Origin of the sequence: Halopseudomonas laoshanensis (assembly GCF_008365385.1) — a bacterium.
Taxonomy (GTDB): domain Bacteria; phylum Pseudomonadota; class Gammaproteobacteria; order Pseudomonadales; family Pseudomonadaceae; genus Halopseudomonas; species Halopseudomonas laoshanensis.
This window is the reverse complement of sequence record NZ_QOVF01000007.1, coordinates 39,386-59,803: the sequence shown is the minus strand read 5'-3', so window position 1 is coordinate 59,803 and position 20,418 is coordinate 39,386. Positions and strand designations below refer to the sequence as shown.

General features: G+C 57.1%; 14 protein-coding genes and 1 pseudogene. 13 read left to right on the top strand and 2 right to left on the bottom strand.

The annotated features are described in order from the left end of the window. Positions 1-29: 29 nt before the first annotated feature. The gene (locus DT594_RS16445; protein WP_149333933.1) at positions 30-2,441 is read right to left on the bottom strand and encodes a penicillin-binding protein 1A; all 2,412 of its coding nucleotides are present in this window, start codon (positions 2,439-2,441) and stop codon (positions 30-32) included. Between the two features lie 185 nt (positions 2,442-2,626). Here DT594_RS16445 and DT594_RS16440 point away from each other — a divergent pair, with 185 nt between their 5' ends. The 12 genes from DT594_RS16440 to DT594_RS16385 all read left to right on the top strand — a co-directional run bounded on the left by DT594_RS16440 (position 2,627) and on the right by DT594_RS16385 (position 19,209). Then, positions 2,627-3,691: a pilus assembly protein PilM gene (locus DT594_RS16440; RefSeq protein WP_096346864.1), complete on the top strand. Its 1,065-nt coding sequence runs from the start codon at positions 2,627-2,629 to the stop codon at positions 3,689-3,691. Then, positions 3,691-4,266 carry a PilN domain-containing protein gene (locus DT594_RS16435; RefSeq protein WP_149333931.1) on the top strand — a complete coding sequence of 192 codons (576 nt, stop codon included), beginning with the start codon at positions 3,691-3,693 and terminating at the stop codon, positions 4,264-4,266. The genes DT594_RS16440 and DT594_RS16435 overlap by 1 nt, the downstream gene beginning before the upstream one ends. Continuing rightward, positions 4,263-4,883 (top strand): type IV pilus inner membrane component PilO, encoded by a 621-nt coding sequence (locus tag DT594_RS16430; RefSeq protein WP_149333929.1) that lies wholly within the window; start codon positions 4,263-4,265, stop codon positions 4,881-4,883. Before DT594_RS16435 ends, DT594_RS16430 begins: the two co-directional genes overlap by 4 nt. A 5-nt stretch (positions 4,884-4,888) precedes the next feature. Then, the gene (locus DT594_RS16425; RefSeq protein WP_149334087.1) at positions 4,889-5,413 is read left to right on the top strand and encodes a pilus assembly protein PilP; all 525 of its coding nucleotides are present in this window, start codon (positions 4,889-4,891) and stop codon (positions 5,411-5,413) included. Positions 5,414-5,469: 56 nt separating this feature from the next. Then, entirely contained in the window at positions 5,470-7,578 is a 2,109-nt protein-coding gene (locus tag DT594_RS16420) for a type IV pilus secretin PilQ (protein WP_149333927.1), read from the top strand. A gap of 5 nt (positions 7,579-7,583) precedes the next feature. Beyond that, positions 7,584-8,099, top strand: coding sequence for a shikimate kinase AroK (gene aroK, locus DT594_RS16415; protein WP_096346861.1), 516 nt, complete (start codon positions 7,584-7,586; stop codon positions 8,097-8,099). A 99-nt stretch (positions 8,100-8,198) separates the two neighbouring features. Next, positions 8,199-9,278, top strand: a complete 1,080-nt coding sequence (gene aroB, locus DT594_RS16410) for a 3-dehydroquinate synthase (RefSeq protein WP_149333925.1) — start codon at positions 8,199-8,201, stop codon at positions 9,276-9,278. Next, entirely contained in the window at positions 9,275-10,819 is a 1,545-nt protein-coding gene (locus tag DT594_RS16405; RefSeq protein ID WP_149333923.1) for an AAA family ATPase, read from the top strand. The genes aroB and DT594_RS16405 overlap by 4 nt, the downstream gene beginning before the upstream one ends. 263 nt (positions 10,820-11,082) lie before the next feature. Beyond that, entirely contained in the window at positions 11,083-15,531 is a 4,449-nt protein-coding gene (gene gltB, locus DT594_RS16400; protein WP_149333921.1) for a glutamate synthase large subunit, read from the top strand. A 102-nt stretch (positions 15,532-15,633) separates the two neighbouring features. Beyond that, on the top strand, positions 15,634-17,052 hold the full coding sequence (locus tag DT594_RS16395) for an FAD-dependent oxidoreductase (protein WP_149333919.1): 1,419 nt from the start codon (positions 15,634-15,636) through the stop codon (positions 17,050-17,052). A gap of 270 nt (positions 17,053-17,322) precedes the next feature. Further along, positions 17,323-18,405, top strand: coding sequence for a uroporphyrinogen decarboxylase (gene hemE, locus DT594_RS16390; RefSeq protein ID WP_149333917.1), 1,083 nt, complete (start codon positions 17,323-17,325; stop codon positions 18,403-18,405). A 33-nt stretch (positions 18,406-18,438) separates the two neighbouring features. Beyond that, positions 18,439-19,209, top strand: coding sequence for a ParA family protein (locus DT594_RS16385; RefSeq protein WP_149333915.1), 771 nt, complete (start codon positions 18,439-18,441; stop codon positions 19,207-19,209). A gap of 6 nt (positions 19,210-19,215) precedes the next feature. Here DT594_RS16385 and DT594_RS16380 read toward each other — a convergent pair whose 3' ends face one another. Next, the gene (locus DT594_RS16380; RefSeq protein WP_178091555.1) at positions 19,216-20,049 is read right to left on the bottom strand and encodes a universal stress protein; all 834 of its coding nucleotides are present in this window, start codon (positions 20,047-20,049) and stop codon (positions 19,216-19,218) included. A gap of 155 nt (positions 20,050-20,204) precedes the next feature. On the opposite strand from DT594_RS16380, the pseudogene DT594_RS16375 reads away from it, so the two are divergent. Then, positions 20,205-20,372: pseudogene (locus tag DT594_RS16375) on the top strand (PLP-dependent transferase); the annotation flags it as partial. Positions 20,373-20,418 lie beyond the last annotated feature (46 nt).

Sequence of the window (20,418 nt, the reverse complement as noted above, 5' to 3'; positions counted from 1 at the left end):
CGTCCGCTCGACCAGGCATTTTCACGTTGTTAGAACAAGCCTTGGGGCAGTGAGTCGCTGCCGCCGGACGGATAGGCGCCGCTTTCAATTTCGTCCCAGGCCGGAGGCGCGTCCTCTTCCTTGAATATCTCAAAGAAACCGTCGGAGGCGCCGGGTCGTGAGGTGCGACCGGTGGCCGGATCTATGCGTACGCTGGTCAGCCCTTCGGGGATGGGTTGACTGTGCTCAGGCCTGCCATCCAATGCGCCAGCCATGAACTCCATCCAGATCGGCAGCGCAGCGGTGCCGCCGTACTCGCGGCGGCCAAGCGTACTTGGCTGGTCGAAGCCGACCCAAGCGACGGTTACGAAATCACCGTTGTATCCAGCAAACCAGGCATCTTTCTGGTCATTGGTGGTGCCTGTTTTTCCAGCCAGGTCCTTGCGCTGAAGCGCTCTTGCTCGTACTGCCGTACCGCGGGTAATGACGTCCTGCAGCATGCTGGTGAGCTGATAGGTCGTGCGTGGGTCGACGACTTCCTCCGCGATGGGCAGCTCGGGAATAGTAAAATCGGCATCGGTAAAATTGGCCGCCTGAGCGTAACGCGACAACCGTTCCTCATGGCGTTCACGGGCTGCTGGCGTCACTGCAGCGGCGGTGACCTCCAGTATCTGTCCGTTATAATCCTCGATCCGCTCAATCAGGTAGGGTTTAACGGCGTAGCCGCCGTTGGCGATGACGGTGTAGCCCTGGGCGATCTGCAACGGTGTCAGTTCGGGCGTGCCCAATGAGGCAGACAGATTACGTGGCAGGTCCGAGCGGCTAAAGCCGAAGCGCTCGATATAACTGAGAGCCTTGTCTACCCCCAGGTCCTGCATCAAGCGGATGGACACCAGGTTGCGCGAGCGATACAAGGCTTCTCTAAGGCGTATCGGACCGAGGAAATCACCGCCGGAGTTTTGTGGTCGCCAGGCAGAATCCAGGTAGTCATCGAAGAACACCAGTGGTGCATCGTTGACCATGCTTGCCGGGCTGTAACCGTTATCAAGCGCGGCGGCATAGAGGAATGGCTTGAAGCTCGATCCGGGTTGGCGGCGTGCTTGAGTGACCCGGTTGTAATTGCTTTCAACGAAAGAGAAGCCGCCGATCAGAGCCTGAATTGCGCCATCCTGCGGGGAGATGGAAATCAGCGCACTCTGGGCTTCGGGTACCTGGGTGAGGCGGAATTGTATGCCTTCGATCGGTACTACCCGAACAATATCGCCCACTGCCAATACATCGGCGGGTTTATCCGGGTTGGGTCCCATGCTGTTGGCATTGAGGTGGGGGCGAGCCCAGCGCATCGCTTCCCAGCTGATTTCGCCGAGCACTCCGCCACGCAGCAGCAGCGTCACCTTGTCATCGGCCACGCCGGTTACTATTGCCGGCAGCAGGCCGCCCAGGCCGCGGTAATCCTTCAGCAGTGCTGGCCACTCGTCAGGCTTGCTGTCCGGGTGCCGCGCTTCGGGGCCACGGTAACCATGGCGCTGGTCGTAACTCATCAGGCCGGTGCGCAGTGATACGTTGGCTAACGCCTGCAGCTCGCTATCGACTGTGGTGTACACGTGATAGCCATTGGTATAAGCCTTGTCGCCGAACTTGCTGAGCATTTCCAGGCGTGCCATTTCAGCTACATAGGGCGCTTCCAGCTCGGGATTGGAGCCATGGTTGGTAGCCGTGATGGGGCTGGCAACAGCTTCGTCATGCTCGGCCTGGTCTATATACCCCAGACTCAGCATACGACCCAGGATCCAATCGCGGCGCAACAACGTGCGTTCGGGGTTGGAGATCGGGTTGTAGCGTGATGGCGCCTTGGGCAGGCCGGCGATCATGGCCAGGTCGGAGAGTGGCAGTTGGTCTATCGAGGTGCCGTAATAAACCTGAGCGGCAGCTTCTATGCCGTAAGCTCTGTTGCCGAGATAGATCTTGTTGACGTAGAGTTCGAAAATCTCGCGCTTGTTAAGTGATCGCTCGATTTGCAGTGCCAGGAGTATCTCGTTGAGTTTGCGAGAAAAGACCCTGTCGCTGGTGAGAAAATAATTTTTTGCGACCTGCATGGTGATGGTGCTACCGCCGGTTTGAATGCTCCCGGTTTGCACCAGCTCGGTAACGGCGCGCAGCAGGCCCATGGGGTCCACACCATGGTGATTGAGGAAGTTGTCATCCTCGGCTGCGAGAATTGCATTAATAAAGTTTTCCGGCACTTGGCCGTAACTGATAGGTATGCGGCGCATTTCACCGAATTCTGCTATCAATTTGCTATCTGTGCTATATATCCGCAACGGCGTCTGCAATTGCACATCGCGCAGCGTTTCAACGTCCGGCAAGCCGGGGCTCAGATACAGCGCAATAGCGGTAAGGCCCATGATTGGGGCGCTTATCAGGGCGAGTAGAGACCAGAATAGAATTTTTAGAAAGCGCATAAGGGACAGGCAAATTCCCTGACAAATGAATTGGTTAGCTGTGTGGTGCGATGAGAACGGGTTAACAGTCTGCATTATAAGCGTATTTTTTTTGTTTTAGCTATTTGCGCTTGTACAAGGACTGTTATTTAATGTAGGAAAACATAAACCGTCCGTAAGTGTCGGATGCTGATAGGAAATTGGCTGTGCTAGGGCTCATAAAGAAAAAAGCGAATACGCTACTGGGCATTGATATCAGCTCCACTACGGTGAAGCTGCTCGAACTCAGTCGCTCAGGTAACCGTTATAAGGTCGAGGCCTATGCGGTTGAACCTCTCCCACCTAGTGCGGTGGTAGAAAAAAACATCGTCGAGCTTGAAGGTGTTGGCCAGGCATTGGAAAAAGTCCTTGCCCGGTCGCGCAGCTCCCTTAAGCAAGCCGCCGTTGCGGTCGCCGGTTCTGCGGTGATCACCAAGACCATTGAAATGGATGCGGACCTCGACCCAGAGGAAATGGAAGAGCAGATCAAGCTAGAAGCTGATCAGTACATTCCATATCCACTGGATGAGGTTGCGATCGACTTCGAGGTACAGGGGCCGTCACCGCGCAATCCCGATCGAGCTGAAGTGCTACTGGCCGCCTGTCGCCGTGAGAACGTCGATATTCGCGAGGCAGCGCTAGCGCTTGCCGGACTGGGCGCACGGGTGGTCGAGGTCGAGGCATACGCGATGGAGCGGGCTTGTGATCTGGTCATCGATCAGCTCGATGGTGACCGCGATGAGATGACCGTTGCGGTGATCGATATCGGCGCCACCATGATGACTCTCAGCGTATTGAGCAAGGGTCGGATCATTTATACCCGCGAGCAATTGTTCGGTGGCAAGCAGCTCACTGACGAGATTCAGCGACGCTACGGTTTGTCGCAGGAAGAGGCGGGTCTGGCTAAAAAGCAGGGTGGTTTGCCCGATGATTACGAGAGTGAAGTGCTGGGGCCTTTCAAGGACGCAGTGGTTCAGCAGGTATCTCGTTCTCTGCAATTCTTCTTTGCCGGTGGCCAGTATAACGATGTGGATTACATCCTCCTTGCCGGCGGTACAGCCTCCATACCGGGACTTGATCATCTGATACAGCAAAAGATTGGTACCACCACGCTGGTCGCCAACCCCTTTGCAAACATGACCCTGTCAAACAAAGTCAATGCAGTGGCGCTTAGTAATGATGCGCCGGCATTGATGATTGCCTGTGGTCTGGCAATGAGGAGTTTCGACTAATGGCTCGCATTAACCTATTACCCTGGCGCGAGCAGCTCAGGGAAGAGCGCAAGAAAGAGTTTCTGACCATTCTGGCTTTGATCGTGATTGTGGCGGGTGCACTGATCTTCCTCGGCGACCGCTTTTACGCTGGCAAAATTGATCATCAGAACGCGCGTAATAAATTCCTGCAGGACGAAATCACGCTGCTGGAAGCGCGCATCAAGGAAATCGAACAGCTGCAGGCGCGACGCACGCAACTGCTTGACCGCATGAAGATCATTCAGGATCTGCAGGGTAATCGTCCAATCATCGTTAGGGTATTTGACGAGATGGCGCGGACTTTGCCAGATGGCGTGTTCTTTACCTCGGTCAACATGCGTGGCTCGACCGTCAATATCAAAGGTGGTGCCGAATCCAACAGTCGGGTTTCCAATCTGATGCGTCAGATGGATGCCTCTGAATGGATGACTTCGCCGAACCTGACTGCTGTGCGCGCGGTTACTTCGGGCGGCGTTGATCAGGCTAACGTTTTCGAGCTCTCAGTCCGTCAGACTGAGCCGAAGGCTTCTGCTGAGGGAGCGCAGCAGCAATGAGTATGTCTCAAATCAAGGATAGTTTTCGCAAGATCGATATCAATAATATCGACTTCAACAATGTCGGAGTCTGGCCTGGGGCGTTAAAGTTTATCGTCGGCCTGCTCCTGTTCATCGCCCTTTTGTTCGCTGGCTATCACTTTCATTTGAAAGATATGAAGGCCAGTCTGGAACAGACCGAAGCCAGAGAAGTGGCTTTGCGCCAGGACTTTACCGATAAATCCTTTCGGGCGGCCAATCTGGAAGCCTACAAGGAACAGTTGATTGAAATCGAAGAGCGCTTCGGTGCCCTGTTGAAGCAGTTGCCCAGCGACACCGAAGTGCCCGGTCTGCTTGAAGACATTACCCAGATGGGCCTTAACAGCGGTCTGGAGTTCGAATCCATTACCCTGCAACCGGAGTCGGCTCAGCAGTTCTATATCGAACTGCCGATCAGAATCGTGGTGCAAGGCAGTTATCATGACATTGCCACATTTGTCAGCAGCGTCTCAGGCCTGCCGCGTATTGTTACGCTGCATGATTTCGACATTGTTCCGGTTACCGAGGGCAACCCTGATCTGCTGAAAATGAACATTCTTGCGAGAACCTATCGCTACAACGAAGCAGGGGGCCAATAATGATCATGCAAAAGCGCGTATTGGGCCTCGCCCTCGCATTGCCAATGCTGTTGGCCGGTTGTAGTGACGGTAGCTTCAGTGATCTGCAAGCCTTCATGGCGGAAACACGTGCACGGCCCGCTGGCAATATCGAGCCGCTGCCCCGTTTTGCGCCCTACGAGGCCTTCACTTACAGTGCGACCTCGTTGCGTAGCCCCTTCCAGCCGCCGATCAAGATTGATTTGAGTCAGCGCGAGCGTGGGACGCAGGATTTGAAGCCAGATGAAGATCGGGTAAAACAGTTTCTGGAAGGCTTCAATATCGAGGCATTCGAGATGGTTGGCATCCTGAGTAATCAGGATGGTATGCAGGCTTTGGTCCGCGGGGCGGGCAGCGTGCATAGGGTAAGGATTGGTGACTATCTGGGTCGTAACCACGGCCGTATTACCAGTATTGAAGAAGGCCGTGTCGACGTAGTCGAAATCGTCCCGGACGGGGAAGGTGGTTGGTTGGAGCGCCCGCGAACGCTCAGCTTGCCTGAGCGCGGATAAGTCAACCAGGGAGAGACAAAATGAACTGCAAACAGTCACGCGTGGAACGCAATCAAATGCCTTTAACCAAAAAAATTACGCTTGCTGCCATGGTGGCCTTGCTTAGCCCCTTGGCCTTGGCCGCCAATCTTGAGAATCTGGATGTTGCCTCTCTGCCTGGGGAGCGGGTTGAGTTGAAACTGTCTTTTGACGAGCCAATAAACTCGGCGCCAAAGGGTTACACCATTGATCAGCCGGCGCGGATTGCTATCGATTTGCCTGGTGTAAAGAACGAGCTCGGTGAGCGTACCCGAGATCTGGGGTTGGGGAATGCGCGTAGCGTGACTGTGGTAGAGGCTAACGACCGTACCCGTCTGATCATTAACCTTACCGATCTGGTGCCTTACGCCACCCGAGTAGATGGCAACGATCTATATGTCATGGTCGGCTCCGACAGTGCCCCTGGTTATGCCCAGGCCGCACCGCAGCCTGCAGCAGCCAGCGTAGCCCAGCCAGTTCCAGCGGCCACCACTGACTGGCGCGCCACGTCAGAGCCTGCCGTCACCAGCCCGGCGGCCATGGCAGGACGCTCTATCACCAGCCTGGATTTCCGTCGTGGTGAGCAGGGCGAAGGCAACGTCATCGTTGACTTGTCCGATCCTTCGGTAAAGGTTGATGTGGCTGAGCAGGGCGGGCGTGTCAGGCTGACATTCCCAGATACTCAGTTGCCTGATGCGCTGCGCGTGCGCCTGGATGTGAAGGACTTTGCCACTCCGGTGAATTTCGTTAACGCCACCACCAGCGGCGGCAACAGCGTGATCAACATTGAGCCAGCCGGCTTTTATGAGCATTTGGTGTACCAGGCGGATAATCGCTTGATTGTCAGTTTCAAGCCGTTGACCCAGACCGAAGTCGAACAGCGTCGCTCTGAGGCTTTTTCCTACACTGGCGAGAAGCTGTCGCTGAATTTCCAGGACATCGAAGTGCGTTCGGTGCTGCAGTTGATCGCCGACTTTACCGATCTGAATCTGGTCGCCAGTGACACGGTTCAAGGCAGTATTACGCTGCGCCTGCAGAACGTGCCTTGGGATCAGGCGCTTGATCTGGTACTGAAAACCAAGGGTCTGGACCAGCGCAAGATAGGTAATGTGCTCTTGGTAGCTCCGGCAGACGAGATTGCCGCCAGAGAGCGTCAAGAGCTGGAGTCCCAGCAGCAAATTGCCGAGCTGGCGCCCTTGCGGCGTGAGCTGATCCAGGTCAACTACGCTCGAGCTGCCGACATCGCCAGCCTGTTTGCTTCAGTGACCGCCGGTGACGGTGAGCAACGCGGCTCGATTACGGTCGATGATCGCACCAATAGCATCATCGCACTGGAGACGCAGCAGAAGCTGGACGAGCTGCGTCGTATCGTCGTGCAGCTGGATATCCCGGTTCGCCAAGTAATGATCGAGGCTCGCATCGTTGAAGCCAACGTCGGTTTTGACAAGGCGCTGGGCGTTCGTTGGGGCGGCAGCATCAATGCCGGTGATCGCTTCGATGTGTTCGGGCGTAATCCTGGCGGCACGGGCCAGATGCCCACCCCTTCAGCTAACTCACCTTTTGTTGATATGGGTGTAGCGGGCGCGACTTCGGGTATCGGTATCGGCTTTATCACCAACAACACCATTCTTGACCTGCAGCTGTCAGCGATGGAAAGCACCGGTAACGGTGAAATTATCTCCCAGCCGAAAGTGGTTACCTCTGATAAGGAAACTGCCAAGATCCTCAAGGGCTCGGAGATCCCCTATCAGGAAGCCAGCTCCAGCGGCGCGACTACTACAGCCTTCGCTGAAGCCGTGCTGTCTTTGGAAGTCACGCCGCAGATTACCCCGGACAATCAGGTGATCATGGAAGTTGTGGTGACCAAGGATGAGCCGGACTTTACCAACGAGGTTAACGGCGTGCCGACGATTCGCAAGAATGAGGTCAATGCCAAGATCCTGGTTGGTGATGGTGAAACAATCGTGATCGGTGGCGTGTTTTCCAGCGAAACTCAAACTACTCGTGAAAAGGTACCTTTCCTCGGCGACCTGCCGGTTCTCGGCAAAGTCTTCCGTCGTGACGTCTCTCTGGAAAACAAGTCGGAACTGCTTATCTTCCTGACGCCTCGTATCATCAACAATGGAGCTATTACGGTTGCCAGGTAATCACCTTGCGTAATGTGTTTCTGATCGGCCCGATGGGCGCTGGAAAAAGCACCATCGGGCGTCTGCTTGCCAAAGAACTCAAATACCCTTTCAAGGACTCGGACCGGGAGATCGAGGCGCGTACTGGCGCCGACATACCCTGGATTTTTGACGTGGAAGGCGAAGAGGGTTTTCGCGAGCGTGAAGAAGCGATGATTGCCGAGCTGGTGCAAGAGCACGGGATCATCCTGGCCACCGGTGGCGGCGTGGTCATGCGCGAGGCGAATCGGCGAGCCCTGAGTGCCAACGGCCTGGTCGTGTATCTACGTACCAGTGTCGATCAGCAGCTGCAACGCACCTCCAAGGACCGGCAGCGTCCGTTGTTGTTGAATGCTGATCCAGAGAAGGTGTTGCGCGATCTTATGGCACGCCGTGACCCGCTTTACAGCGAGATAGCCGACGTCACTATCGACACCGACCAGCGCGGACCTAAAATTGTCGTCAATACCATTCTGAGCCGGTTGCAAGGCACTGACGACTAGATCGTTCCAGTATCCAATTCCATTCATGAGTCGCATTCGGGCTGAGCACAATATGTGCGCCTGTTGTATTCTTGCCGGAGTCGTGTCGGAGAGAAATTGATGCAGCAATTAAACGTTGAACTGGGTGATCGCAGTTACCCGATCTATATAGGTAGCGACCTGCTTTCCCAGTCAGGGTTGCTTGCTCGGCATATCAGTGGGAAACAGGTGTGCGTTGTGACTGACGACACCGTAGCGCCGTTATACCTTGATGCGCTGTGTCAGGCCCTCCAGGGGTATCAAGTTCTACAAGTGGTGCTGCCGACCGGTGAAGCATTCAAGACCTGGTCGACTTTGCAGCAGGTATTTGACGCGCTGCTTGCTGCGCGGCATGACCGCAAGACCACTCTGATAGCGCTCGGTGGAGGAGTGATCGGCGACATGACTGGCTTCGCTGCTGCCTGTTACCAGCGCGGTGTGGATTTCATCCAGATGCCGACTACGCTGTTGTCCCAGGTGGACTCATCGGTGGGTGGCAAGACCGGGATTAACCACCCGGCGGGCAAGAACATGCTTGGCGCTTTTTATCAGCCCAAAGCGGTATTGATCGACACCGACAGCCTGAAAACCCTGCCTGCGCGTGAAGTCAGTGCCGGCCTGGCTGAAATTATCAAATATGGGCTGATTCGTGACGTCGCGTTTTTAGCTTGGCTTGAAGACAATATTAGCGGTCTGCGGGCTCTCGATCCGAGCCTGGTTACCGAAGCCATTGCCCGCTCTTGTCAGATCAAGGCCGAAGTAGTGGCGGCGGATGAGCGTGAGGGTGGTGTTCGCGCGATTCTGAACCTGGGTCACACTTTTGGCCACGCGATCGAAGCGCATCAGGGTTATGGTCAGTGGTTGCATGGCGAGGCGGTGGGCGCTGGGATGGTCATGGCGCTGGATATGTCCTGTCGGGAGGGCTGGATTAGCCGGGCCGATGTCGATAGAGCGACAGCGTTGATTGCTGCTGCGGGTTTGCCGGTTTCACCGCCCGGGAATATGCAGGCCAACGATTTTATGGATTTGATGGCAGTAGATAAAAAAGTACTCGACGGACAGTTGCGCCTGGTTTTGCTCAAGGCGTTAGGGCAGGCCGTCGTCAGCGCAGAATTCGATTCTGCTTCCTTGCAGGCAACACTCGCGGCAGATCAGTCATGACAGTTGAACCGGATATCAATATCAGCGCCGCGGGCGGACTCGATGAGTTTCTTGATCATTATCAGTTGAGCCATGATCCCTTTGCGGCCCGCACGCCGGGATTTCGTTTTTTTACACCGCAACGCAAAACGGTATTGGCACAGCTGCACCATTTGGCCCGTTTTGGTGACCGTCTTCTACTGGTGACCGGTCCTCAGGGAAGTGGCAAGACCTTGCTGCGCCAGGTGCTGGTGGCCAGTAGCAACAAGGATACGACCCAGTGTGTGGTGGCCACCGCTCGCGAATTTTCCGAAGAGTCCGCGTTGATTGGTTACCTTTGTCAGGCAGTCAACGGCAAGGGCCGTTCCACGGACGCATTGCTTGAACGTGCCGAGCAGCTGAAGCAAAGCGGCGTGCAATTGTATCTGATCGTTGATGATGCCCAGTTGCTGGAATTGCAGGCCCTGCAGGATCTGGCTGACCTGGGTTTGAGCGCAGGCGCGGATTCGCCGGTCAGGATCTTCCTGTTTGCTGACGAAAATATTTCCCTGTTGTTGCCGCAGATTGATACCGATGGTGTTGCAGAACAGTGGGTGCATCGAATTGATCTGGACCCCTATTCACCTGAGGAGACGCGCGACTATATTGCTCAGCGCCTCGAAGCGGCGGGCCAGGAACTGGCTTTGCTGGATGACGAGCAGTTGCAAGAAATTCATCGCCGCAGCAGTGGTTGGCCTGGGCGCATCAATACTGTCGCCAGACAGGTTATGGAAGATGCGATGGAGCAGCCAGCAGCTCGCCCCAGCAGGCGTTCAGGCGGAGTGGTGCCAGTACGCTCAATGATTGCCGTGTTGCTGGTTGCGGTAGGTATCGGTGTCGCTTGGCTGATGGGCAGCAACGAGACTGTCGATGAGCCTTCCCGCACCGTGCTTGAACTACCGGAGCCAGTGAATCCGGTCAACGTCGAAGAAGATCGGCAACTGGCCGAATTGACGGAGCTGAATGCAGTTACCCTTGAACCAGAGACTGTTGAGATCGCTGCGCCACCGGTCGCTGACGTCGCCGAGGCGGAAGCAGAGGCTCCAAGCACTTCCTCAGCTTCCCCTGAGCAGGTAACGGTAGCGCCCGAGCCGGCGGAGCCGGTAGATCTGGCGCAGGCACCTGTGGATGCTACTCCGGCTGCGCCTGTTCCGTCGGCACAAGCGGCGCCCGTGGCAGTTGAGCCAGAACCAACATCGGTCGCACCTGCTGCAGCCCCGGCGGCACAAGCGATGCGTACGGCTGATTGGTATCGCCAGCTAGACTCCAGCGCATTTGTTTTGCAGCTATTGGGTACGCGCAGTCGGGACGCGGCGTTGAGTTTCATCAAGCAGCAATCAGGGTTGGAAAATATTGGTTACTTCGAAACACTGCATGAAGATCGCCCCTGGTTTGTGGTAACCCAGGGCCTATACGGCACTCGCCAACAGGCGCAGCAAGGCGTCAGTGCATTGCCGGAAGCGCTGCGGCGACAGAACCCTTGGCCCAAGGGCGTTGGCGCGATCAAACAGTCCTTGCGTTAAATGGCGGTCCAGCCCTCGGTTTTTTGGGGGCTGGAATCTCATGCGCGAGGTCTCGCCCCAGCTCTTTTGCTCGCCGCACTAGTGAAAAGCTTTCCTATTTACGACATTTGGATATGATTTTGCGGCACGATGGCCCGAAAAAAAATTGTGGGCATTGTTGCTGCTGTGTACAATTACTCCCCTTTTGTCCGGCGCCGAGCCAGATCCAGTCTTGTTTGAGTCTCGTAAGCGCCTGAATCCTATAGCATTTTGAGAGTGTGCCTATGAAAGCAGGTTTATATCAGCCTGATCAGTTCAAGGATAACTGTGGCTTTGGCCTTATTGCCCACATGCAGGGTGAGCCCAGTCATCACCTGTTACTGACGGCCATTGAAGCCCTGACATGCATGACACACCGTGGTGGCATCAACGCCGACGGCAAGACCGGTGACGGTTGTGGCCTGCTGATTCAGAAGCCCGATCGGTTTCTGCGTGCGGTTGCCAAAGAGTCTCTGGGTACCGAGCTCCCTGAGCAATATGCTGTGGGTATGGTGTTTATGGGCGTCGATCAGGCGGCTTCGGCCACTGCTCGTCAAGCTTTCGAAGCTGCGCTTGTAGATCAGGGTTTGCCGCTGGTTGGCTGGCGCGAAGTGCCTTTCGACAGCAGCGTGCTGGGTCCTTTGGCGTTGAGCTGCATGCCGCGTATCGAGCAGGTGTTTGTGTCCGGTGAAGGCCTGGATGAGCAGCAGTTCGGCATCAAGCTGTTCTACGCCCGCCGCAAGGCCGAAATCGCCATGCAGGCCGACCAGGATTTTTACGTTTGCAGCCTGTCGCACAAGGTCATCTCCTATAAAGGCCTGATGATGCCCGCCGATCTGGGGCAGTTCTTCCCGGATCTGAGCGATGAGCGCATGGAAACCGCTATCAGCGTGTTCCACCAGCGGTTCTCCACCAACACGCTGCCCAAGTGGCCGCTGGCCCAGCCGTTCCGGCTGATCGCGCACAATGGTGAAATCAATACCATCACTGCCAACCGCAACTGGGCGCATGCCCGGCGCAATAAATTTACCAACGAGATGCTGCCGGATCTGGAAAGCATCTCGCCGATCGTCAACGTAACCGGCTCCGACTCCTCGAGCATGGACAACATGCTCGAGCTGTTGATTGCCGGTGGCATGGATTTGTTCCGTGCCATTCGCATGGTTGTGCCGCCCGCCTGGCAGAACGTGGAAACCATGGATGCCGATCTGAAGGCATTCTATGAATTCAATTCCATGCATATGGAAGCCTGGGACGGTCCGGCCGGTATCGTTTTGACCGAAGGCCGCTACGCGGTCTGTCTGCTCGACCGTAATGGTCTGCGTCCTGCGCGCTATGTAGTGACCAAGAATGGCTACATTACCCTGGCGTCCGAGATAGGTGTATGGGATTACCAGCCTGAAGATGTGATCAGCAAGGGCCGTGTTGGCCCGGGTCAGATTCTGGCGGTCGATACCCAGACCGGTGAAGTGCTGCACACCAGCGATGTGGAAGGCCGTCTGAAGTCGCGGCACCCGTATCGCAAGTGGCTGAAGGAAAATGCGCTGCGCATTCAGGCGACCATGAACGACCGTGATCATGGCTCCGACTTCCTCAGCCCGGAACAGCTCAAGCAGTATATGAAGATGTTCCAGGTCACGTTCGAAGAACGCGACCAGGTACTGCGTCCATTGGCCGAAAATGGCCAGGAAGCGGTGGGCTCCATGGGCGACGACACGCCGATGGCTGTGCTTTCGACCCGTGTGCGCTCGGTGTACGACTATTTCCGCCAGCAGTTCGCCCAGGTCACCAACCCGGCCATCGATCCGCTGCGCGAAGCTATCGTGATGTCGCTGGAAACCTGTATTGGTGCTGAGCGGAACGTCTTTGAAGAGACGGCTGATCACGCTAACCGTGCGATTCTCAGCAGCCCGGTCATTTCTCCGGCGAAGTGGCGGACGCTGATGAATCTGGAGCGTCCGGGCTTTGCGCATCAACGCATTGAGCTGAACGCCCCGGCCGACATGCCGTTGGGCGAAGCCGTCAAAGCGATTGCGGAGCAGGCCGAAGCGGCCGTGCGTGAAGGCAAGACGCTGCTGGTGTTGACCGACCGCTTTATCTCCGAAGGCAAGCTGCCGGTGCATGCTGCGCTCGCCGTGGGTGCGGTGCATCACCATCTGATTGCGGTAGGCCTGCGGTGCGATTGCAACATTCTGGTCGAGACCGCCACGGCGCGTGACCCGCACCACTATGCGGTGCTGATCGGTTTTGGCGCGACGGCGGTCTACCCCTACCTGGCTTACGAGATCCTCGGTGATCTGATCCGTACCGGTGAAGTGATCGGCGATCTGTATGAAGTGTTCAAGAGCTACCGTAAGGGTATCTCCAAAGGGCTGCTGAAAATCCTGTCGAAGATGGGGATTTCCACTGTGGTGTCTTACCGCGGTGCGCAGTTGTTTGAAGCGGTAGGTCTGGCTGATGAAATCGTCGACGTTTGCTTCAAGGGCGTTGCCAGTCGGATCCAGGGCGCGCGTTTCAGCGACCTGCAGGCTGAGCAGTCGCTGCTCGCCCGCGAAGCCTGGAACCCGCGCAAGAACATCCAGCAGGGCGGTTTGCTCAAGTTCGTGTTTGGCGGTGAATATCACGCCTACAACCCGGATGTGGTGCGCGCGCTGCAGGACGCGGTGCAGGGCGACAGCTATGACAAGTACCTGGAGTACGCGGCCCTGGTCAATACCCGCCCGGTAGCCTCGCTGCGCGACCTGCTGAAAGTGCGTGGCGATCAGCAGGCGATTACGCTGGATGAAGTTGAGCCGTTGGAGTCGATCTTCAAGCGCTTTGATTCGGCGGGTATTTCGCTGGGCGCGTTGTCGCCCGAAGCGCACGAAGCCATTGCCGAGGCGATGAACCGCCTGGGTGCGCGCTCCAACTCCGGTGAGGGTGGGGAAGATCCCGCCCGCTACGGTACCGAGCGCATGTCGAAGATCAAGCAGATCGCTTCTGGTCGCTTTGGTGTTACGCCGGAGTATCTGGTCAACGCCGAAGTGCTGCAGATCAAGGTCGCGCAGGGCGCCAAGCCCGGCGAGGGCGGTCAGTTGCCCGGTGGTAAAGTGAACGAGCTGATTGCCCGCCTGCGTTATGCGGTGCCCGGCGTTACGCTGATTTCGCCACCGCCGCACCATGACATCTATTCGATCGAAGATTTGTCGCAGCTGATTTTTGACCTTAAACAGGTCAATCCGCGCGCGCTGGTTTCGGTCAAGCTGGTAGCCGAACCCGGTGTTGGTACTATCGCTGCCGGTGTGGCCAAGGCCTACGCCGACCTGATCACCATTTCTGGTTACGACGGCGGCACCGGTGCTTCACCCTTGACGTCTATCCGTTACGCCGGCTCGCCCTGGGAGCTTGGTCTTTCCGAAGCGCACCAGACCCTGCGTGGCAACGATCTGCGCGGCAAGGTTCGGGTACAGACCGATGGCGGTCTGAAGACCGGTCTGGACGTGATTAAGGCCGCGATCCTGGGCGCAGAAAGCTTTGGCTTCGGTACCGCGCCGATGATTGCCCTGGGCTGCAAGTACTTGCGTATCTGTCACCTGAACAACTGCGCGACCGGCGTGGCTACACAGAACAAGCACCTGCGTGACAACCACTACATCGGTACCGTGGAAATGGTGATGAATTTCTTCACCTACGTCGCGACCGAAACTCGTGAGCTGATGGCTCAACTGGGTGTCAGCCGCTTGCAGGACCTGATTGGTCGCGTTGATCTGCTGGAGATTCTGCCAGGCGCCACCAGCAAGCAGCAGAACCTGGATCTGGAGCCGTTGCTGTTCAGCAAGGATGTGCCCGCGGACAAACCGCAGTACTGCGAGTCGCCGCGCAACGTGCCGTTTGACAAAGGTCTGACTGCCGAGAAGATGGTCGAGCTGGCTCGCGCCAGTATCGACGGTTTGACCGGTGGCGACTTCGAGATGAACCTGACCAACTGTGATCGCTCGATCGGTGCCCGGGTTTCCGGCGAGATCGCCCGTGTGCACGGTAACCAGGGCATGGTCGGCGCGCCTATCACCTATCGCTTCAAGGGTACCGCTGGCCAGAGCTTCGGCGTATGGAACGCAGGCGGCCTGAACATGTACCTGGAAGGCGACGCCAACGACTACGTCGGCAAGGGTATGACTGGCGGTAAATTGGTCATCGTGCCGCCTAAGGGCAGCCCGTTCCGCTCCGAAGAAACGGCGATTATCGGTAACACCTGTCTGTATGGCGCCACCGGTGGCATGCTATTGGCGGCGGGCACCGCAGGCGAGCGTTTCGCGGTGCGTAACTCGGGCGCGCATGCAGTCATCGAAGGCGCTGGTGATCATTGCTGCGAGTACATGACCGGCGGTATGGTCTGCGTACTGGGGCCAACCGGGCACAACTTCGGTGCCGGTATGACCGGTGGTTTCGCCTTTGTGCTGGATCAGGACAACAGCTTCTTCGACAAGCTCAACCATGAGCTGGTGGAGTTGCACCGGATCAGCAGCGAGTCGATGGAAGCTTATCGCAGTCACCTGACCATGGTGCTGACTGATTACGTCGCCGAGACCGGGAGTGCCTGGGGGGAGGAAGTGCTGGAGAATCTGGATAATTACATCCGCCGCTTCTGGCTGGTCAAACCCAAGGCCGCCAGTCTGCGCGCCCTGCTGACCAGCACCCGCGCCAACCCGCAATAACTAGAGGCCGATGGCAGACCTGCTCGACAGGTCTGCTGCCTTGCCCTGATGAGTCCTGCAGTCGCAGCTTGAAGCTCGCCGCTGCTGTTTAGAGGTTTGAATATGGCTGACCGTTTAAGTAACGACTTCCAGTTTATCGATGTGGGCCGCAAGGATCCGCTGAAGCGTCCGCTGCGCCAGCGTAAAACCCAGTTCGTTGAAATTCATGAGCAGTTCAAGCCGGAGGCGGCAGCCGATCAGGCTCACCGTTGCCTCGAGTGCGGTAACCCGTATTGCGAGTGGAAGTGCCCGGTGCACAACTACATTCCCAACTGGTTGAAGCTGGTGTCCGAGGGCAACATCCTTGAGGCCGCGGAACTGGCGCACCAGACCAACACATTGCCGGAGGTCTGTGGCCGCGTATGCCCGCAGGATCGCCTGTGTGAAGGCGCCTGTACGCTGAACGATGGCTTTGGCGCTGTGACTATCGGCTCGGTGGAGAAGTACATCACCGATACAGCGTTCGCCATGGGCTGGCGCCCGGATCTGTCCCATGTGGTCCAGACCGGCAAGAAGGTCGCGATCATCGGTGCTGGCCCGGCCGGTCTTGGCTGTGCTGACGTGCTGGCCCGTGCTGGGGTGAAGCCGGTGGTGTTTGATCGCTACCCGGAGATTGGTGGCCTGCTGACTTTCGGTATTCCCGAATTCAAGCTGGAAAAGCTGGTAATGTCCCGTCGTCGGGAGATCTTTGAAGGCATGGGTATCGAGTTTCGTCTGAATACCGAGATCGGCAAGGACGTCAGCATTGACGAACTCATGGCCGATTATGATGCGGTGTTTATGGGCATGGGCACCTATACCTACATGAAGGGCGGCTTCCCCGGCGAAGATCTGCCGGGCGTTTACGACGCGCTGGATTTCCTGGTGGCTAACGTGAATCGCAACCTGGGTTTCGAGAAATCGGCCGATGACTTTATCGATCTGAAGGGCAAGCGAGTGGTGGTGCTGGGTGGTGGTGATACCGCGATGGACTGCAACCGCACTTCGATTCGTCAGGGCGCCAAGTCGGTACATTGCGCTTACCGTCGCGATGAAGAAAATATGCCGGGCTCGCGCAAGGAAGTGAAAAACGCCAAGGATGAGGGCGTGAAGTTTCTGTTCAATCGCCAGCCTATCGCCATCGTCGGTGAAGATCGGGTTGAGGGCGTCAAGGTGGTTGAAACACGCCTGGGTGAGCCGGATGCCCGTGGTCGCCGTAGCCCGGAGCCGATTCCCGGTTCTGAAGAAGTGCTGTCCGCTGACGCGGTCATCATTGCCTTCGGTTTCCGTCCCAGCCCGGCTGACTGGTTTGAAGGCAGCAAAGTGGATATCGATAGCCAGGGCCGCGTAGTGGCTGCAGAGCAGGCGCGCTATCGCTTCCAGACCAGCAACCCGAAGATCTTTGCCGGCGGTGACATGGTACGTGGCTCGGATCTGGTGGTGACGGCGATCTGGGAAGGTCGTCAGGCTGCGGAAGGTATTATCGAGTATCTGGAGCTTTAAGCCGTTTCAGAATGTAAAAAGAGGGCGCCTTCGGGCGCCCTTTTGTGTTTCTGGCTCCTGGTTGGGTTGGCTGCGGGGTAAGGCCCTGACGGGACACGCTACGAGCCATCCCTAGGGCTCGTCGGCGCACGTCCCTGTGCGCCGACGGTCCCGTCAGGGCCTTGCCCCGCAGCCACTGATCGACCGAGTCGTTAACAGACGTTACCAGCCTGATCTTCCGTGCTTTTCCCGGTACAATGCCCGCTGATCCCGCAACTGGATACCTACTCCATGTCCGAATTGAAGAACGATCGCTTTCTCCGTGCCCTTATGCGCCAACCTGTGGACGTTACCCCGGTGTGGATGATGCGCCAGGCCGGGCGCTATCTGCCTGAGTACCGCGAAGCACGTAGCAGGGCTGGCGATTTCATGGGGCTGTGTACCAACCCAGAGATGGCCTGTGAAGTGACGCTGCAGCCGCTGGAGCGTTACCCGCTGGACGCGGCGATTCTGTTTTCCGACATTCTGACTATCCCGGATGCGATGGGCCTGGGTCTGTATTTTGAAACCGGTGAAGGCCCGCGCTTTCGCAAGCGTATCGATACCGCCGCTGATATAGAAGCGCTCAAGGTGCCCGATCCGGAGCAGGATCTGGGTTATGTGATGAACGCCGTGCGGACTATCCGCAGCGAGCTGAATGGTCGGGTGCCACTGATCGGTTTCTCCGGCAGCCCCTGGACGCTGGCGACCTATATGGTTGAAGGCAGTTCTTCCAAGGACTTCCGCAAGACCAAGGCCATGCTCTATGACCAGCCTGAAGCCATGCATATGCTGCTCGATAAACTGGCTGAGTCGGTAACCTCCTATCTGAACGGCCAGATTCTGGCAGGTGCTCAGGCGGTACAGATTTTTGATACCTGGGGCGGCAATCTGTCTTCCGATGCCTACCAGAAGTTTTCCCTGGCCTATATGCGCAAGATCGTGTCGGGGCTGATCCGCGAGCATCAGGGTCGTCGCGTGCCGGTCATTCTGTTCACCAAGAACGGTGGGCTATGGTTGGAGAGTATTGCCGACGCCGGTGCAGATGCATTGGGTCTGGACTGGACCATGGATATGGGTGTGGCGCGATCGCGCGTAGGCTCCAAGGTCGCTTTGCAAGGCAATATGGACCCCACCGTGCTCTACGCCAAACCCGCTGCGATTCGCGAAGAAGTCGCGCGTATTCTCAAGAGCTACGGCAAGGGCAACGGCCACGTTTTCAATCTGGGCCATGGCATTACCCCGGAGGTCGATCCAGCGCATGCCGGCGCCTTTATCGAAGCAGTACATGAAATGTCTGCGATCTATCATGATCCCTCTGCTATCGTAGTCTGAGTTGGTTTCGGACAGATTCGGGGGAGGGGTGTCATGCGTCGGGTGATCTTCAATCAGAAGGGTGGTGTGGGTAAATCCAGCATCGCCTGCAACTTGGCCGCCGTCAGTGCCGCAGCGGGCTACAAGACCCTGGTGGTTGATCTGGATCCGCAGGCCAACTCCAGTCACTACCTGCTGGGTGATGGCTTGCAGGATGTCGACCTGACCATTGCCGACTTTTTCGCCCAGACGCTTTCCACCAGCCTGTTCAACAAGAAGGCTGAGCAGTTCGTCACTGAAACGCCCTTTGAAAATCTCTGGGTCATGCCGGCCGCTCCAGAACTCGCGGAGCTGCAGCACAAGCTTGAGTCGCGCTACAAGATCCAGAAGCTGCGCAAGCTGCTGAAAGACCTGGATGGCAACTACGAGCGTATCTATATCGACACCGCTCCCAGCTTCAATTTCTACACCATCTCTGCGCTCATTGCTGCCGACCGCTGCCTGATCCCCTTTGACTGTGACAGCTTCTCGCGCCAGGCCTTGTACGGCTTGCTCAAGGAGCTGGAAGATATTCGCGAGGAGCACAACGAGGATCTGGAGGTGGAGGGCATCGTCGTCAACCAGTTCCAGTCCCGCGCCAGCCTGCCGCAACAGATGCTGGATGAACTGGTGGCAGAGGGGTTGCCGGTGTTGCCCGCGTATCTGTCCAGCTCGGTACGCATGCGTGAGTCACACCAGGTGAATACACCGCTGATCTTCCTCGATGGCCGGCATAAACTGACCCAGCAGTTTATCGCTCTGCACGACCATATCGAAAACAGATAGATTGGCCTAGTGCGCGATCAACACATCGCACGGCGAATCGCGAAGCAAAGCTTGGGCCAGACTGCCGCGTAGCGCGTGGGTCAAGCCATCGCGGCTATGGCTGCCCAGGGCGACAAAGCCGGGGGAAAATTGGGCGATCGCCTGGTCAAACTGTTCCCGCATCTCGCCGCAGGTGATTTGTAGTTCGATCTGCGGTGCGGTTGTTCCGATCAGCTTCAGAGTTTCCAATTCGTCCTTCAGCAGATAATCCAGCATCTCACTCTGTTCATCGATATACGCCCGTTGCACGGCAGGCCCGGCTAGACGCTTAGCTAGCGGCGGATTGCACACATGCAAGGCGTGTAGCCTGCCGCCATCAAGCAGGCGCGCTGCGCAGCGCAACGCTTCGCTGGCACAGGCGGAAAAATCCAGTGCCAACAGCGCACTTTGATACTTGCCACCAGCCGTCGCCACCGTCAGTACCGGCGCACAGGAGAGCCGACTGACACGCTCTGCCGTCGTGTAAACAACCCGCTCCGGACTGCGCTGATGATGCTTGCCCAATACCAGAAGCTGGGCACGTTCCTCGCTGACCAAGCGGAGTGTGCTTTCCGCCACCCGGCCTGGGCTCACGATCAGTTGTGTATGCACGCTACTGTCTGGCACACAGCGGCTGAGCTGATCCTCCAGCAACCGCCTGGTTTCCTTGCATACGTTGTCCCTTGCCAATAGCGGCAGCTGATCATCAACGGTATGCATTACGATGAGCGGCGCGTCCAGCTCACGTGCGATGGCGCTGGCACGGCTGAGGGCGAGGTCAGACTCAGGGTTGAGATCGGTAGCGACAATGATGGGGGACATGGCGTTAGCTCCTTGGAGCGGATGCGCATCGCCGTGTCCCCGCACTAGCGAGCTAGATATTTGACCTAGAGCAAAGCCGGTTGATCTAACCCATCGCGCATCTTGAACTGCGAACGCCGGGATGGGCATGCGTGGGGTGAACCTCATGAGAGAGCATGAAGCTCGAAACCCTCGCAATACACGCCGGTCATTCCCTGGACCCTACCACCAGAGCAGTGGCGGTGCCGATCTATCAAACCATGTCCTATGCCGTTGACAGCACTCAGCATAGCGCAGATATGTTCAATATCTATTCGCGGATTATGAATCCGACCAACGACCTTCCTCACCTGCCAATGGCCAACTGTTGAGGGCGGGCTGGTGACGGCC

Excerpts from the sequence above, each read along its gene's own strand:
- DT594_RS16405 (WP_149333923.1), top strand. The coding sequence starts at position 9,275 with ATGACAGTTGAACCGGATATCAATATCAGCGCCGCGGGCGGACTCGAT.
- aroB (WP_149333925.1), top strand. The coding sequence starts at position 8,199 with ATGCAGCAATTAAACGTTGAACTGGGTGATCGCAGTTACCCGATCTAT.
- hemE (WP_149333917.1), top strand. The coding sequence starts at position 17,323 with ATGTCCGAATTGAAGAACGATCGCTTTCTCCGTGCCCTTATGCGCCAA.
- DT594_RS16435 (WP_149333931.1), top strand. The coding sequence starts at position 3,691 with ATGGCTCGCATTAACCTATTACCCTGGCGCGAGCAGCTCAGGGAAGAG.
- DT594_RS16380 (WP_178091555.1), bottom strand. The coding sequence starts at position 20,049 with ATGTCCCCCATCATTGTCGCTACCGATCTCAACCCTGAGTCTGACCTC.
- DT594_RS16430 (WP_149333929.1), top strand. The coding sequence starts at position 4,263 with ATGAGTATGTCTCAAATCAAGGATAGTTTTCGCAAGATCGATATCAAT.
- DT594_RS16395 (WP_149333919.1), top strand. The coding sequence starts at position 15,634 with ATGGCTGACCGTTTAAGTAACGACTTCCAGTTTATCGATGTGGGCCGC.
- DT594_RS16425 (WP_149334087.1), top strand. The coding sequence starts at position 4,889 with ATGCAAAAGCGCGTATTGGGCCTCGCCCTCGCATTGCCAATGCTGTTG.
- DT594_RS16385 (WP_149333915.1), top strand. The coding sequence starts at position 18,439 with ATGCGTCGGGTGATCTTCAATCAGAAGGGTGGTGTGGGTAAATCCAGC.
- DT594_RS16445 (WP_149333933.1), bottom strand. The coding sequence starts at position 2,441 with ATGCGCTTTCTAAAAATTCTATTCTGGTCTCTACTCGCCCTGATAAGC.
- DT594_RS16420 (WP_149333927.1), top strand. The coding sequence starts at position 5,470 with ATGCCTTTAACCAAAAAAATTACGCTTGCTGCCATGGTGGCCTTGCTT.
- gltB (WP_149333921.1), top strand. The coding sequence starts at position 11,083 with ATGAAAGCAGGTTTATATCAGCCTGATCAGTTCAAGGATAACTGTGGC.